We start from the raw sequence: 353 nt of genomic DNA, 5'->3' as shown, positions 1-353 counted from the left end.
CAGCCGCGCGCCGCGTGCATAGACGTTGAAGCGCTGGTCGCCCGTCCCCGTCTTGCCGTACACGTCGAGCGTCTTGCCGTCCGGCAGCGTGAGCCCGCCCGCCAGGCGGCGCGCGGTGCCATGGAGCACGACGTCGCGCAGCAGCGTGTGCGCCACGTTGACGATCTCCGGCGCCAGCATCGGCTGCGGTTGCGCGGCCGCGCGCACGAAACGCGTTTCGTACGGCGTGCCCTTCGCGAAATCGAGCCGCGTGATCGTCTCGGTCGGCGCCTTCTGGCCGCCGTTCGCGATCAGGCCGATCAGCTTCGCGAGTGCGTCCGGCTGGTCGCCCGACGCGCCGATCGCGGCCGCGT

At 72.2% G+C, this 353-nt stretch carries 1 pseudogene; it reads right to left on the bottom strand.

The features are described 5' to 3' along the window. Window positions 1-353 (bottom strand): annotated as a pseudogene (locus tag A9Z05_RS33100) (glycosyl transferase family 51); the annotation flags it as partial.

This window comes from Burkholderia sp. A2 (genome assembly GCF_001729305.1).
Lineage (GTDB): Bacteria > Pseudomonadota > Gammaproteobacteria > Burkholderiales > Burkholderiaceae > Burkholderia > Burkholderia sola.
This window is presented reverse-complemented; position numbering and strand designations above follow the sequence as displayed.